We start from the raw sequence: 14,837 nt of genomic DNA, 5'->3' as shown, positions 1-14,837 counted from the left end.
TACTTAGAAGAAAGGAGTAAGTCTTAGATGAGATATTTATAACTTATAAACCAAGAACAATTTCAAACAAAAATTAAACTAATTATATCATATAAGGAATTGTTACTTGATTGATATTTAAGTAAGTATGAAGAGATTTATGCTTTTTCTTGACTTTTAAATTGGCTGTTTTGTTCTCCTTTTTAATGACAAAATCTACCTATTCATTCAAAATGTTGATTTTATGAGTATTCAGAAGTTAAAAATTGATAAAATATATTTGCATACTTTTATTATAGTTTTACATTCTAGATTCGTGGGAAAAGAATTTTTAATGTCTTCTAGCTAACTTATCAAAAATTATTTATTTATATTATTTAACTTTAACTATTTATACTATTTCTCTGAGACCTTTAATTCCTTAATAGCTTTGAAGTATTATAAATTAGCAAAGTATTTATTGTGAACTAGAACTTTAAAATATGCTTGAAAAATTACTCTTCAAATCATATAAATCTTTTACAGAAATACAGGAGCTCGAACTCAAGAAAATTACTGTGTTGATTGGGAAAAATAGCTCTGGAAAAAGTGCAATATGTAAGCTACCCACATTGTTAGAACAATCAGTCAAGGGGAAATTTGCAGAGGCATTTAAGTTTAATAATAACGGTGTTATGCTTGGTGCTGAGTACAGAGATGTTTTCAGTTATCGCCAGCCAAGTCGACCAATTTATTTTCATCTTTTTTCACATAATCAGCAAGAACTTGAAATTGAAGTGACAATTCCAGGGTATGAGATGAACTCATTGCCCAATATATTTTCTTGGAAGCTAGATACTAATTATGATTTGAAATACGTGTCACCACAAGTCTACTTTAATAATGTAGATAACAAACAATATAGTTGTCTGTTTAATGGGTTTGTATTGAAGCATATTAATTACATTGAGAATGAAGCGTCACCAGGATTAATTGATATCAGTTCTTTCTTATTTAAAACAAATTATGTAGGCCCATTTCGAGTTTTTTCCCAGAGTATAAGAATTTTTCAATTCACTAGTAATATTGAAGATCCAAATATCGGAAATGATGGTCTTAACGCTTATCAAATTCTTGCAGCTGAATCCTTAAAGTCTGAAAGTACTGTTATTAATGATGTAAGTAATTGGTTTGAACAAAATTTTAACGGCTGGAAATTAAAAGTTGTAAACGATAAAATGCCATTTTTTGAGATTCATTTGTTTAAAGATGTACCTGAATATTTTTCTATAAATATTGCAGATGCTGGACAAGGAATGAGTCAAGCACTTCCACTTATCGTTAGTGCCTTTATAGCAAATGGAGAGCCTACATTAAATATTTTTGAAGAACCCGAATTACATTTGCATCCAATTGCTCATGCTAATTTAGCCGAATTGTTTGCAATTACTGCCTTACAACTTGACAAAAAATATTTAATTGAAACACATTCCCCAAGCTTTGTACTAAGACTAAGGAGGCTTGTTGCAGAAGGTACATTACCTAAATCTGATCTTGCCATTTATTGGGTTGATAGTGATGATGATTTAAACATGAGTACCCTTAAGAAAATTAATGTCAATGATGATGGTTCTGTCGATTTTTGGCCTGAACATATTTTTAAAGAGACCCTAGATGAAACTTTGGCCTTAAGATCTGTTCAATTGAAAATGAAAAATGGTAATTGAAATTTCCTACCGAGCATTTTTGGATAAGAATAACTTTCAGTCAATAAGTTATTTATTAAAGTTATGTTCATTTAATCATCGGTACAGTTTTTTTGTTGAATTGAGTTTGGTTAGGGACACCGAAATATTCAAAAGCCTAGACTCTGATAGTAGAGATACAATTGAAAATTATTTTAGCTCATATGTTGAAGGAAGCTTAAAGCCAGATTTAGAAATTGACCCTACTAATCAAAATAAAATGGGCATAGAAGAGGGAATAAGATATCTATCACCCCCATTTATATTACTTCTTGAGAATAGTTTAAATGATTCTTATTTCATCAATTCTTTAATTAAAAATTTTAAAAAACATGCAAAGAAAATTCAACATTCTATAAATTTTGGTTGGTTTGAATATGGTAATGCAGGGGGGTGTAATAATATTCCTAATTTCATTGAGAATAAGGCTTTAAGTTTTCAAGGGCTTCCCAAAGATAAATATTCTTACTTGAGAATTTTTGTTATTATGGATAGCGACAAGACCTTCCCTGAAGATTCGGTAACTAACAAAAATAAAGTTTTTGATTTTTTGAATTCTAAGAATATATCTTATCATGTATTAGAAAAAAGAGAAATAGAAAATTACCTTCCGAATATTGTTTTTCAAGAATTAGAAAAGGAAGATATTTTTATAAATGCTTATCAAAAGCTCACATCATTGCAAAAAGATTATTTTGATATTGAAAATGGGTTTAAAGATGTTAACTTTAAAAGTCTTGATCCTAATATACAAGATTTATATAGCGATTTATCTCAAGAAGATTATATGATATTCAGAAAGAGAAAAATAGATATTAGTGTTATATTAAGAAAATACCCAATAATTATGGATAAGGAGGGAAATAATGACTACAAGCAGTTATTACCGAGACTTTTCAATCTGGATGTTGTCAAGGGTGCTGATTTGCAAAATAGATGTAACCATCAAGTTGATCCTAACGAGCTTGTAAGTATTTTAACAGAAATAAGCCAACGATTATGAGTACTAAATTAAAAGTGACACCAAGGGTTACAAGGCTTATAAATTATATAGAAGATATAGAGAATGGAAGATTAAAAGTGCCCTCTTTCCAGAGAAATTTTGTTTGGGGAAAAAAAGAAAAGTTAGATCTTTTTGAAAGCCTTAAAAAAGGGTACCCAATTGGTTCTGTTTTATTTTGGAAACCCGACGAGGTTTTTAGTACCAAAGACATTATTGGGCCCTATAAAATGAAACCAACTAAGCCAAATTTTGAATACTTCTATATATTAGATGGTTTTCAAAGATTAACTACTTTGTTTGGATGTTTAGTCAGCCCCCAAAAAACTAGTTTAGATGTATTAGATAATATTGTAAGTGATTTTTCCATTTATTATGATTTGGAAAATGAAGAGTTCACTTTATCTAGAGGAACTCCCAAAGAAGTTTCATATTTGCCCGTGAATATCTTGATTGATACGTTTGCATTATTGAATTACTCAGATGAACTTAGAAGGGCTTATGACGATAATAAAAAGGCTGATCTTCTTATTAATCGGGCGAGAGTTTTGGCTTCAACATTATTGGATTATGAATTGCCAGCAATACAAATTATAGGGGGGGCTATTGAGGATGCTGTAGATATTTTTTCTCGAATTAATTCTATGGGCATGAAAATATCAACTGATTGGATGCTTTCGGCATTAACTTATAATGACAATAAATTTACTCTTGGTGAAGAAATAGATACTTTGATTGAAGATTTAGCTATTTACAATTTTGATGAAATTAAAAGGGATTTGATTTTACAATGTATTCAAACATCTTATGGTAAATTATTTTTTGATGTAAAACTAAATGATATAATTAAAGACAAACCAGTCTTTGTTAATAAAGCTAGATCTTCTATTAAAAGTATTAAGCGTGCAGTACAGTTTTTGTTTGAAGATTTGCTTGTCATTGATAGTAAACTGCTGCCATATGGTAGTCAGCTCATCTTTTTATCTTATTTTTTTCAAGAAGTTGAAAATCCAACTAAACTCCAACTTAATAATTTAAAAAAATGGTTTTGGGTGACCACATATTCAAATTATTTTACTATTTACTCTTTGAGTAAACAGAGGGCGGCATTCAATCATTTTAAAGATTTCGTAAAACTAGATAATCAATCTCCAGTATATAATGATAAACCAACTATCAAATTTCAAGTTGCAGATTTTCCTAGGAAAATCGCATTAGGAAGTGTTCGAGCAAATGCACTTGTACTTTTTTTGTTAAATTATTCTAATAATTTTCACCCTATTCGTTCTGAACAGGTAGACCACTACAAGATATTCTATTTGTTTCCTCATGTTCAAACGCCTGAAAATGCTATTGTTACAATTAATTACATTTCAGAATTCAACGAAAGGAATTTAATTCAAGATAAATTACTTAATATCAAAAGTTTATTATCTCGAAGCGATTTTAATACATTTTCGGCCAATTATTTCTTGGATGAAAAGCTTAAGAAATTTATATTATCAAATTACTCTATTTCAGATAATATTTTATCATATAGATTATCAATAATCATAAAAGCGGAAAAAGCTTTTATCAATCAGTTTGAAGAAATTTTATACGAAGAACAGTTTTTTTAATTTTAGTGGTACTTAAATTTTATCTTGATTATTTATAAAGTGCTTTAAATATCTTAAATCCTAAATATTCAGAATTTATTAATTTCAATTTTGTTTACTGCATCAATCCTTAATTCCAAAATCTCCCTCGCCGCCCTTTCCCCACTTCTAACAGCGCCTTCCATATAACCATTAAATTGGGTACTGGTTTCTGTGCCTGCCCAATGAATGCGTTGGAATGGAGTGGCTAGTGATGTTTGCAATTGGGTGAGTATGCCTGGAGGAAACATGCCTGCATAACATCCTTTGGTAAATGGTTCTTCGGTAAAACTTTTATCGGTATAGTATTCTATATTGGCTGCTTCTGGTCCAAACATTTTTACAAATCCTTCTTTCACTATTTCTTTTCTGGTTGCTTGATTATGCTGCATTAATTGCTTGGCTTTTTCTGCCAAACTAAAGCCCATTAAAATGCCTTTGCTACCATTGAATGGAGAGTTATCAAATACCACACTAGTTAATTCATCGGGGGCGGCTACCAATCCATTTTTAAATTCCTTTCTCCAAAATGGACGATCATACACTGCATAACATTTTACCACCGTACCCATAAAACTGGCTTTCATCAATTGCCATTGGTTAGATGGTACTGCTGGGGTATAATTGATTTCAGTAGATACAGCAGGGGGCACTGCTACTATACAATGCGCAGCTGTATAACTAAATCCTTGACCACTAATTGTTACTTTACTGTCTTCTTGGTGTATATGCGTTACTACTTTTTCATAGTGAATGGTATCCCCTAAAGCTGCTGCCATTTTAAAGCAAATGCTTTGTGCTCCTCCTTTTATTCGGTCTTGTTGAGCGCCTTTATTTACATTCATTAAGAAGTCTAAATGAGTATTGCTCTTGATGTAAAACAGTGCGTGTAAAAATGAAATCGTTGATGCGTCGGTTGCAAAAATGGCTTCCGTTGCAACCGCAAACATTTTTCTAGCTGTTTCGCTTTTCATTTGGCTGTTCATCCAATCTTGCAAACTCATGGCATCCCATTTTGCTGCATTGGGTGATTGATAAGGATGTTCTAGATCAATGGTTTTTGCTAGTTTATTTATTTTGCTGATGGCTCTATCTAAACTCAATAAAGCAAATAAGGGCAGGGGCGGAATCAACCCTTTATAGTGTTTTATTTTGCTGTTTAATAGCAGTGTGCTCTTTCCACTATCATAGGTATGGAAAGTATCTATGCCAAATTCGGCGGCCAGTTGATACATTCTTTCATGCCCAGGGCCTATCCACTGGCCGCCTAGATCGGTGTAATCCTGTTCACTAAAATATTCGGTTAAAATTCTGCCGCCACATCTATTGCGAGCTTCTAACAATAGTATATTTTTTCCTGCTTTTTGCAAAGCCAAACCAGCGGCTAATCCAGCATAGCCAGCACCAATCACCACAACATCGTACTGCATAAATTAATGTAACCAGAGGTTAACAATTCTACCGGAATTGGTGGTAGCTGGTAAAACAGATAAATCGTTTTTATCTAAGACGAGCACTCTTCCTTCTGCTTTTTTGCCCCACATATTTCCCGTAAAGAAAACATTTAATCCAAAAGGGATATCTACATTATTGGCTCTTGGCCCCATTGAATATTTCTGCCAAGCTTCTCCTTCTGTGATTTTTTTGTAGTCTAAAGTGTCTACATCGTCGGGTGCTTTAAATCCATTGTAACCATTCCAAGGAGCATTCCAAACAGAATCAACCGCACCCAAAGAAGGAACTGCAATCATTTTTATATCAGTACCTAATTTTGCGTAAGCAGCAGGATACCAACTGTCTGCACAAACCAATACTGCTAATTTTCCGGAAGGGGTGTTGAATACAGGAACCTGAGTTGGATCCCCACTTGCAGTAAATCCAGCTTCATCATTAATGGGGAATATTTTTTTAACTAATGGAGATTGTAATTTTCCTTCTGGGCTGTAAACCGCACTGGTATTATATAATTTACCACGGCTTATTTTTAGTTTGCCCATTTCATTAATGGAAGGTTCTGGTAAAACAACAGACCCAGCCACAATGGTTACTTTAAATTCTGATGCGAGTTCACTAAAAATTTCATGATAAGCATTGGCTATTTGTTTTGCTTTCATAGCAAAAGCCGCATACTTATCTTTTTCGGTTACACCATCAGGTGTAGAAAAATATGCAACAGCAAATTTGAATAGATTCGCGGTAATCACAGCAGTCATTGCATCTGTTAAATCAGCTTTTTCATAAACACTGCTTTTTTGTTCCATGGCAACTAACCAGCTGCCAATGTATTCCGGAAAAACAACCACTGTTTTAGGATTGAGATATCCCCGCAATTTTGCAGCTTTCAGGTAGCTACGTAAATTTTCTCTAAGGGTAACTTTATTGGCGTAATGAATAGGTTGTAACACTGGTTGAATCCCCAACAAATTTCCTTTGCCCGAATCAACTCCGGCAGATACAATGCTATTGCTGTCAACCGCACTGCTGGCCAATACTTTATCGGGAGGTGGAACATCAATGACAACCCATACATTGTATAGGGCCACCAAAATCATCGAAATGCCTACCAATTTTACAAGGAATTTCATCTAGTATCATTTTATCGTTAAGATACTATAAATTTTCTAACATGCCTACCACACCTTCTCTTTTCAAAATAAGGTAGCCCAGTCTATCATTGCTAATCCCTTCTTTTAATTGGTAACTAAAAACCAATTGATCGTCTTGAACGGCTGTTTCAAAATAACGGAACTGAATATTAGAGTGATGTTTTAAGTTATGTCCTATTTCATATAAATGGGTAGAAAGAACAAATAATGCATTGGGTAGCTTTCTCAATCCTTCAATGACCACGGTACTACATTTAACTGCATCTTCTTGGTTGGTTCCTTTAAATAATTCGTCAATTAAAATCAACCATTTTTTCCCGTCACTAATTCTTTCAATGGTTTTTTTAATTCTTTGTACTTCATTAAAAAAGAAACTCTCTCCTTTTAAAATATTATCGCTAACCTGAATATTACTCAGTATGCCATCCAGTCTACTCAATTTCATTTTTGTAGCAGGAACCCCCATACCAATATGCGCCATATAAGCAGCCAATCCTACCGCTTTAATAAAAGTACTTTTGCCTGCCATATTTGCGCCTGTTAAAAAAATAAAATTGGCGTCTCTATTTAAGGTTAGATGATAAGGAATAGGCACTTCTAATAGAAAATGATACAAGCCCTCTGCTTCAATACAAGGTTCGTTGGTTTCAATTAGTTCGGGGTAACTAAAATGGAATTTTTTAGCAGCTTTTGCTAAACTTAAGTAAGCATCTAGTTTACTATGGATATCTATTAATTCTTCTGTGGCATTGCGGTAGCGCATTTTTAAGAACTGCGCAAACTTTAGTATGGTAGTGGTTGATAGGTCTTTTTTATTGGACTGTATCATAGCCTGTACCATTTCTTTATTCAACAGTTGTTGAATCCTTTCTGCCGTTTGTGAAAGCCAAACCGAAGCAGTTTCCGTACTAATCAAGGCAGCTATTTTTTCCATCCCTTGAACAAAATCCAATGCGTGTTCTACGGTAAACTTTGATAAGGAATAATCGGCAAGGTTTAACCATTTATAGATGTACGCGTTGACCACTCCAATATCAGATGGATAGTTATTGATGGGAGACTCATAAAACTTTTCCATGACCAACACGGTTCCATTGGTTGGGCTTACTGGATATTGATGAATGATTGTACTTAAAAATTGAATGGTCTGTTGTGTTTGCTCAATTGCTTTTACACTATCTAGTGGATGGGCCAATATATGCCGCAAATATTCTCTACCCCCATTGGTATGGGTTAAATTGATATGATGGAATACCGATTGGAATTCCTCTGAATGAAAAACAGAGAGATCATGTAATGTAACTTTATCAACTTGCATAGGCTGCTGGCTATTATAGTGGTTTTAATCTCTCCTGAATTCCATTCTTGCTCCCCATTTAGATTCATCGAACACTCCGTTTCCATAAACCATATGGCCATTTACAAAAGTTTTTTCGATGCTGGAAGGCATGGTCATTCCTTCCATAGGACTCCAGCCGCATTTATACAGAATATTATCTTTACGAATGGTATAGGGTTTATTCAGATTGACCAGTACTAAATCTGCCATATAGCCTTCTCTGATATACCCTCTCTCGTGTATTTGAAAACAGTCGGCTACCGCATGACTCATTTTTTCTACCATTTTTGGCAAGCTGATACGACCCTCTTTTACATAGTGTAGCATCAATTGTAATGAATGTTGAACCAAGGGCAAACCTGCATGGGCATGTTCGTAATCTTCTTGCTTTTCTTCCCAGGTATGTGGGGCATGATCGGTAGCAATAATGTCTAAACGATCGTCTAATAGTGCTTTCCACAATGCTTCTTTGTTAGACGGTCCTTTAATGGCAGGGTTGCATTTGATTTGATTGCCTAAACGATCATAATCGTCCGCGGTAAAATGTAAATGGTGTACACAAACTTCTGCAGTAATTCTTTTGTCTTTCAGCGGAAACATATTCGTAAACAATTGTAGTTCACGCTCGGTACTAATATGCAAAATATGTAAACGACTATTGTTTCTTTTGGCAAATTGAATGGCTTTAAAAGAAGATTCAAAACACACTTCTTCGTTGCGAATAATAGGGTGATCTGCAGCTGTTAATTTTTTACCAGTTGATTTTAAATTGGCTAGATTTTCTTTAATCAAGGATTCTTCTTCGCAATGGGTGGCAATCAATAATTCTGTTCCTGCAAATACTTTCTCTAATTGCAAAGTGTTGTTTACTAATAAATTTCCAGTAGAAGAGCCCATGAAAATTTTAATTCCACAAACCTGATTTTTCTTTTTATTGATTTGTAGAATCTCTTCTAAATTATCATTAGAAGTACCCATGAAAAAGGAGTAATTCGCTAAAGATGATTCTGCTGCTCTACTGTATTTTTGCTCTAATAAATCGACTGTTAATGCAGCAGGAGAAGTATTGGGCATTTCCATAAACGAAGTGGTTCCGCCTGCAACAGCTGCTTTTGCTTCGGTATAAATATTGGCTTTATGGGTTAGGCCCGGTTCTCTAAAATGTACTTGGTCGTCTATCACACCAGGCAATACGTGTAAACCAGTTCCATCTATTTCGGTAGCCCTAGCTTTTATATCAATACTACCTCCAATTTTTTCTATTCTATCGTTGCTAATCAATAAATCACCTTGAATGATTACTCCTTCATTAACAATACTCGCATTCTTAATTATGGTATGTTGCATGCTGCAATTTATTTAATCCGCAGCATATAACCTTAGTCTTCAATATGTATAGAAAATAGTATCATTCTAGACTGGATTTTGTCTAAAACATTGGAGTATTTCAAAGCCGCATCGGTTTGATGTAAATTGGTTAAGCCGTAACTGATTTTAATTTCAGGAGAAATAGTTACGAAGGGTAAGTAAAAATTAAACCCAATACCCCCTTCAAAACCAAAGTCATTTCTCTTTAATTTAATGATATCATCTGCATTTCTTGCAGTGGAATTAGAAGACAGATCTATATCATATTTTAGTCCACCCAAAATATAGGTTCTAAAATTGCCAATCCTATCTGAGTTAAATTTCAGTTGAAAGGGAAAGCTAACCAAGGTGGATGGTAGCCGCTGAATTTGGGTGCTTCCTTCACCTACTCTAGCACTTCCCAATTCATAACGAATACTTCTAGCACCACCAATAATGAGTTGCGGATTAGCTCTAATTTGAAAATGTTCTCCCAAACGGCCAGTTGCTAATAATCCCATTGCTATACCGCCACTAGAGCCAGGTTCGGCCAGTAGAATACTATCTGATTGGGTAAATAAATTAGATTTATTTACTTGTAAATAAGAACTGTTATATCCCAGCGTAATGCCAAAATAATACAGTTGATCTTCCCGGTGCATCCGGTAGAGTTGTTTTTGAGCATAGCTATACTGTAAAAGACCCATTAGGCCAATTACGAGCAGGACTATTTGCTTCCGCAGTAAATAGTGCATATTCCGAAACTTAATTTCTTCAAATAGGTTTGGGTAAAGCCTGCTTCATTCAGTATATTTAAAAATTGAGCTCCTTCCGGAAATGCCTGCACGCTATCGTTGAGGTATTGGTAAGCATCTTTGTTTTTTGAAAAGAGTTTACCAATAGAAGGAGTGATATAATTCATGTAAAATTGATACAATTGTTTAAAGCCAATTGAACTGGGTTTAGAAAATTCTAAGATAACTGCCTTGCCGCCCGGTTTCAACACGCGGTGCATTTCTTTTAAACCTTTACTCAGGTCTTGAAAATTTCTTACCCCGAAAGCTACTGTAATGGCATCAAAATAATCGTTGTTAAAACGAATATTTTCACTGTCTCCATTGAGTAAAGTAATGGTGTTTTCTAAGCCCTTAGCTTTAATTTTCTCTCTTCCAAAACTGAGCATGCCATCAGAAATATCAATCCCAACAATTTCTGTTGGTTTTAATAGCTGCTCGGTTAATAATGCTACATCGGCCGTGCCGGTTGCAACATCCAATATCTTTTTTGGAGCGATTGTTTTGAGTTGCTTGATGGCCGTTTTACGCCAGCCCACATCAATCCCTACACTCAAAAAACGGTTCAAGAAATCGTAGCGATAAGCAATATTATTGAACATATCTGCTACCTGGTCTTTTTTTGCCAGCTCACTTTCTTTAAAAGGCACTATTTCATCGTGCGCAAATTTTGCCATGGGTCAAAGATATTCTTTTTAATCCCTTGAAATAGTTCTGTTAAGCCCTCTTAGGCTTTATTTGGGTTAATATTTCGCAAAAATTGTGCGTGCTGCTAGTATCTTCGTACTTGTGAAGGCCAAAATATACAAATCAACGGGTAGCTGGTATGTAGCAAAAGCTGCAAATGGACAATTTTATAATGCCCGTGCAAAAGGTATTTTTAAAATTGATGGTCATACATCTACCAACCCTATTGCAGTAGGAGATGAGGTAGAAATGGATATTGAAGATGTTCAAGAAGAGTCGGCCATCATTCACCAAATTCATGATCGGCGAAATTATGTGGCCAGAGTGTCTCCACATAACAAACGGATGCACCATATTATTGCTTCCAATCTAGATCAAAGTTTATTGTTTGCAACGCTGCGTGACCCCAAAACTTCTCAAGGTTTTATAGATCGATTTTTAATTTCCTGCGAAGCTTATCATATTCCTGCCATTATTGTTTTCAATAAAGCAGACTTATACAGGGCCAAAGAAATGGAGAAGTTTCATGAGCTGAAAGAGATCTATACCAATGCAGGGTATCAAGTTCTGCTAACCAGTATCGAGAACAATCAAGGACTAGAAGAAGTAAAAAATCTATTGACCAATAAAACCACATTGTTAAGTGGACATAGTGGCGTAGGGAAATCCACTTTTATCAATCATTTATTTCCCCAGTTTAATTTGCGAACACAGGAAGTAAGCGATTGGAGTGGGAAGGGATTACACACGACTACTTTTGCGGAGATGTTCGACATAGATGAACAGACCCATATCATTGATACACCAGGGGTAAGGGAATTGGGGATTGTAGACGTTAGCAAATCGGAACTCTCGCATTATTTTCCGGAGATGCGTTTATTGCTCAACGATTGTCAATTTAATAACTGCATGCATATTAATGAACCAGGCTGCGCAGTGAAGCAACAAGTAGGTATTGGTTCAGTTTCCGAAGACCGATACGTGAGTTATTTAACCATCTTAGATACGATGGAAGACAAAAAGTATTAGTTATTGCTTCAAGAAATTGTTGTGGTTATAATCCTTAAACCAAGAAGCATACTGAACGTAGTTATTGGCAATCCGATCAATCTCCCCATGTACCATATCGGGTGATAAGTCTTTTACTTTCTTCGCAGGTACGCCAGCATAGATCGTTCCTGATTCTACCACTGTGCCTTCTAATAAAACAGCGCCAGCAGCAATGATTGAATTAGAATGAATTACACAGCGATCCATTACGATTGATCCCATCCCTATCAACACATCATCGTGAATGGTACATCCATGCACCAATGCATTGTGACCTATAGAAACGCGGTTGCCAATTTCGGTTGGATTTTTTTGATAAGTGCAATGAATCACCGCACCATCTTGCACATTTACTTTGTCACCCATTTTAATATAATGTACATCTCCGCGAATGACCGCATTAAACCATACACTGCATTCATCGCCCATCACTACATCTCCTACAATGGTTGCATTGGGTGCAATAAAACAATCTGAACCCATTTGAGGGTGTTTGCCAAGTACAGGTAAAATAGTAGCCATAATAGAATTTGCAATGAAGATATAAATAATCGACAATCTTAGTATAAGTTTGGGCTCAAATGAATCATCGTCAATTATTTTTAGACCATGTGGCACAAACTTCGCCCAAACCCATTGGCATTGAAATGGCCAGTGCAGAAGGGGTGTGGCTCACTGATACGGACGGAAAAAAATACATTGATGGTATATCTGGCTTTAGTGTTTGCAATATTGGACATAGTAATCCCGCTGTTATTAAAGCGGTGCAAGATCAAGCGGCTGCCTATATGCATGTGATTGTGTATGGAGAGTTTATTGAACAACCTCAGGTAGCTTATGCAAAACTGCTCACGGAATATTTACCTGCTTCATTAAACTGCGTGTATTTTACCAATAGTGGGGCAGAAGCCACAGAAGGCGCAATGAAGCTGGCTAAGCGCATTACCAACCGCACTAAAATTATTGCAGCCAATAAATCCTATCATGGCAGTACTCAGGGCGCATTGAGTGTAATGGGCGATGAATACTTTAGAAACGCATTCAGACCCTTGTTGCCCGATGTGTATCATTTTAATTATGGTTCTGATGAATTGATTGAAGCCATTGATTCAGCAACAGCCTGTGTGATTATTGAAACGGTTCAGGCAGAAAGCGGCGTCACTGCTCCCTCCGAAACATGGATGAAAGCTTTACGCGCAAAATGTGATCAACATTGTGTGTTGTTGATATTAGACGAAATACAAGCGGGCTTTGGTAGAACAGGAACTTTATGGGCATTTGAACAATACGGCATTGTGCCCGATATTTTATTATTGGGCAAGGCATTGGGGGGAGGGATGCCTCTGGGTGCATTCATAGCCGACCAACGACTCATGAATACTTTAACTTATGCTCCTGTTTTAGGACATATTACTACATTCGGCGGACACCCGGTTTCTTGCGCTGCAGGCAAAGCGGCTTTTGAATTGCTCTTGGCAAATCGGGCATGGATTGAACAAGTACAGCACAAAGCCAATATATTAACAACAAGATTGCAACACCCAGCCATTGTGTCGATGAATTGCCATGGCTTGTGGATAAGCTTGCAATTTGCTTCAGATGCAAAAGCACAGGCCATCGCACATGCTTGTGTACAAAATGGATTAGTAACTGATTGGTTTTTATTTGCGCCAGATAGAATCAGAATTGCGCCCCCGCTAATTATTACAGAAGAAGAACTACACCTGCTATGTGATATTGTGTTGAATAGTATTGAACAGTTGTTAACACAATTTTAGTAATTGTTCATAAAGAAATATCTACCAAGCATTATAATTTCATGTCATAAACTAAGAAAAATATTCTTTAAGCTTTTTCTGATGATATGAGAAAATATGTATTGATAATTATCATTTTAATTTCACAAAATACAAGAGCTCAAAAACTTACTGAACTTCAAATAGGCACAAATTTTTTTGAAACTCAAAGCTTTGGTAACAACCCTCTGACCATAAGTTACCTAATGAAAAATCCACTTGAATTCAATAACTACATAAATAACTTTCAGCATGATGCACTTGGTGGTTCAGGAAGGTTTTACAGTCTAACAAAATCTATTAATTTTTCAACAGCATTCTCTTTAAAAGGAAATAGTAAACTAAGCAAAAAGTTATTAATAAATCTGGGTATTTCAGTGGGTTTAGAAGAAAGTCACCCCACTGGATTTTTGTCGAAACGATATATGACAAATCCAATACCTTCCGTGAATCAACGAAATATTGAAACCTTAAACTTTTCCGAAAGACGCAATTATTTAGGAGTGCAACTTGGATTAACTTACATTTTTCGTCCTGAGAAAAAAGCGTCTTTTTTCTCAGGAATTCAATATTTGTATCATCAATCAATTCTACATACTTACAGTAGCAGCATAGACAAATTAACTTTTACAAGCACCAACGGAGGCGCTGAAGTACTAGGATCACTTAATTATGAAAATCGCAGTTGGAGTGGAAGGTCTTATTCAGTACAACGTCTTTTTATTCCACTAGGTTTAAATATTCACGTTGCTGAAAAGTACCGTTTACGACCAGCGGTTCAATTTGGTTTGTATTGGCCACCGAAACCTTTTCGCATTGCAGACGAATCACATGGTTTTAGTATACAAATAGTAAGGATTTTATAAAAAGTCAGTACT

Annotated in this window: 13 protein-coding genes; 6 read left to right on the top strand and 7 right to left on the bottom strand. The window is 35.2% G+C overall.

Annotated elements, in window-relative coordinates:
• The first annotated feature begins 461 nt into the window (after positions 1-461).
• The 3 genes from ACTIEI_RS01195 to ACTIEI_RS01185 are packed head-to-tail and all read left to right on the top strand — an operon-like array spanning position 462 to position 4,322.
• A complete protein-coding gene (locus ACTIEI_RS01195) occupies positions 462-1,685 on the top strand; it encodes an AAA family ATPase (RefSeq protein WP_439504448.1) in 1,224 nt (407 codons plus the stop codon).
• Positions 1,675-2,706 carry a hypothetical protein gene (locus ACTIEI_RS01190; RefSeq protein ID WP_439504447.1) on the top strand — a complete coding sequence of 344 codons (1,032 nt, stop codon included), beginning with the start codon at positions 1,675-1,677 and terminating at the stop codon, positions 2,704-2,706. Before ACTIEI_RS01195 ends, ACTIEI_RS01190 begins: the two co-directional genes overlap by 11 nt.
• On the top strand, positions 2,703-4,322 hold the full coding sequence (locus ACTIEI_RS01185; protein ID WP_439504446.1) for a DUF262 domain-containing protein: 1,620 nt from the start codon (positions 2,703-2,705) through the stop codon (positions 4,320-4,322). Before ACTIEI_RS01190 ends, ACTIEI_RS01185 begins: the two co-directional genes overlap by 4 nt.
• A gap of 68 nt (positions 4,323-4,390) precedes the next feature.
• Here the strand turns inward: ACTIEI_RS01185 and ACTIEI_RS01180 are convergent, their stop codons facing one another.
• From ACTIEI_RS01180 to ubiE, 6 genes are read right to left on the bottom strand one after another with little or no spacing between them, the layout of a single operon-like run.
• Positions 4,391-5,770 carry a flavin monoamine oxidase family protein gene (locus tag ACTIEI_RS01180; RefSeq protein ID WP_439504445.1) on the bottom strand — a complete coding sequence of 460 codons (1,380 nt, stop codon included), beginning with the start codon at positions 5,768-5,770 and terminating at the stop codon, positions 4,391-4,393.
• A gap of 3 nt (positions 5,771-5,773) precedes the next feature.
• A complete protein-coding gene (locus tag ACTIEI_RS01175; protein ID WP_439504444.1) occupies positions 5,774-6,925 on the bottom strand; it encodes a nitrilase-related carbon-nitrogen hydrolase in 1,152 nt (383 codons plus the stop codon).
• 25 nt (positions 6,926-6,950) lie between these two features.
• Positions 6,951-8,264 (bottom strand): MutS-related protein, encoded by a 1,314-nt coding sequence (locus ACTIEI_RS01170; protein ID WP_439504443.1) that lies wholly within the window; start codon positions 8,262-8,264, stop codon positions 6,951-6,953.
• A 24-nt stretch (positions 8,265-8,288) separates the two neighbouring features.
• Positions 8,289-9,632: a dihydroorotase gene (locus tag ACTIEI_RS01165; RefSeq protein ID WP_439504442.1), complete on the bottom strand. Its 1,344-nt coding sequence runs from the start codon at positions 9,630-9,632 to the stop codon at positions 8,289-8,291.
• Between the two features lie 32 nt (positions 9,633-9,664).
• On the bottom strand, positions 9,665-10,339 hold the full coding sequence (locus ACTIEI_RS01160; RefSeq protein ID WP_439504441.1) for a porin family protein: 675 nt from the start codon (positions 10,337-10,339) through the stop codon (positions 9,665-9,667).
• A gap of 20 nt (positions 10,340-10,359) precedes the next feature.
• The gene (ubiE, locus tag ACTIEI_RS01155) at positions 10,360-11,103 is read right to left on the bottom strand and encodes a bifunctional demethylmenaquinone methyltransferase/2-methoxy-6-polyprenyl-1,4-benzoquinol methylase UbiE (RefSeq protein WP_439504440.1); all 744 of its coding nucleotides are present in this window, start codon (positions 11,101-11,103) and stop codon (positions 10,360-10,362) included.
• Positions 11,104-11,215: 112 nt separating this feature from the next.
• Between ubiE and rsgA the strand changes: the two genes are divergently transcribed.
• Positions 11,216-12,142 carry a ribosome small subunit-dependent GTPase A gene (rsgA, locus tag ACTIEI_RS01150; RefSeq protein WP_439504439.1) on the top strand — a complete coding sequence of 309 codons (927 nt, stop codon included), beginning with the start codon at positions 11,216-11,218 and terminating at the stop codon, positions 12,140-12,142.
• On the opposite strand, the gene ACTIEI_RS01145 is transcribed toward rsgA, so the two are convergent.
• A complete protein-coding gene (locus tag ACTIEI_RS01145) occupies positions 12,143-12,685 on the bottom strand; it encodes a gamma carbonic anhydrase family protein (RefSeq protein WP_439504438.1) in 543 nt (180 codons plus the stop codon).
• Between the two features lie 59 nt (positions 12,686-12,744).
• Here ACTIEI_RS01145 and ACTIEI_RS01140 point away from each other — a divergent pair, with 59 nt between their 5' ends.
• Both ACTIEI_RS01140 and ACTIEI_RS01135 read left to right on the top strand, forming a co-directional pair.
• Complete coding sequence (locus ACTIEI_RS01140; protein WP_439504437.1) at positions 12,745-13,941, top strand: aspartate aminotransferase family protein; 1,197 nt, start codon at positions 12,745-12,747, stop codon at positions 13,939-13,941.
• A gap of 86 nt (positions 13,942-14,027) precedes the next feature.
• A complete protein-coding gene (locus ACTIEI_RS01135) occupies positions 14,028-14,825 on the top strand; it encodes a hypothetical protein (protein WP_439504436.1) in 798 nt (265 codons plus the stop codon).
• Positions 14,826-14,837 lie beyond the last annotated feature (12 nt).

The organism is Sediminibacterium sp. (assembly GCF_051860225.1).
Classification (GTDB): domain Bacteria; phylum Bacteroidota; class Bacteroidia; order Chitinophagales; family Chitinophagaceae; genus Sediminibacterium.
This window is presented reverse-complemented; position numbering and strand designations above follow the sequence as displayed.

Coding starts and splice junctions, on each gene's coding strand:
- ACTIEI_RS01195 (WP_439504448.1), top strand. CDS start 462: ATGCTTGAAAAATTACTCTTCAAATCATATAAATCTTTTACAGAAATA.
- ACTIEI_RS01190 (WP_439504447.1), top strand. CDS start 1,675: ATGGTAATTGAAATTTCCTACCGAGCATTTTTGGATAAGAATAACTTT.
- ACTIEI_RS01185 (WP_439504446.1), top strand. CDS start 2,703: ATGAGTACTAAATTAAAAGTGACACCAAGGGTTACAAGGCTTATAAAT.
- ACTIEI_RS01180 (WP_439504445.1), bottom strand. CDS start 5,770: ATGCAGTACGATGTTGTGGTGATTGGTGCTGGCTATGCTGGATTAGCC.
- ACTIEI_RS01175 (WP_439504444.1), bottom strand. CDS start 6,925: ATGAAATTCCTTGTAAAATTGGTAGGCATTTCGATGATTTTGGTGGCC.
- ACTIEI_RS01170 (WP_439504443.1), bottom strand. CDS start 8,264: ATGCAAGTTGATAAAGTTACATTACATGATCTCTCTGTTTTTCATTCA.
- ACTIEI_RS01165 (WP_439504442.1), bottom strand. CDS start 9,632: ATGCAACATACCATAATTAAGAATGCGAGTATTGTTAATGAAGGAGTA.
- ACTIEI_RS01160 (WP_439504441.1), bottom strand. CDS start 10,339: ATGGGTCTTTTACAGTATAGCTATGCTCAAAAACAACTCTACCGGATG.
- ubiE (WP_439504440.1), bottom strand. CDS start 11,103: ATGGCAAAATTTGCGCACGATGAAATAGTGCCTTTTAAAGAAAGTGAG.
- ACTIEI_RS01145 (WP_439504438.1), bottom strand. CDS start 12,685: ATGGCTACTATTTTACCTGTACTTGGCAAACACCCTCAAATGGGTTCA.
- ACTIEI_RS01140 (WP_439504437.1), top strand. CDS start 12,745: ATGAATCATCGTCAATTATTTTTAGACCATGTGGCACAAACTTCGCCC.
- ACTIEI_RS01135 (WP_439504436.1), top strand. CDS start 14,028: ATGAGAAAATATGTATTGATAATTATCATTTTAATTTCACAAAATACA.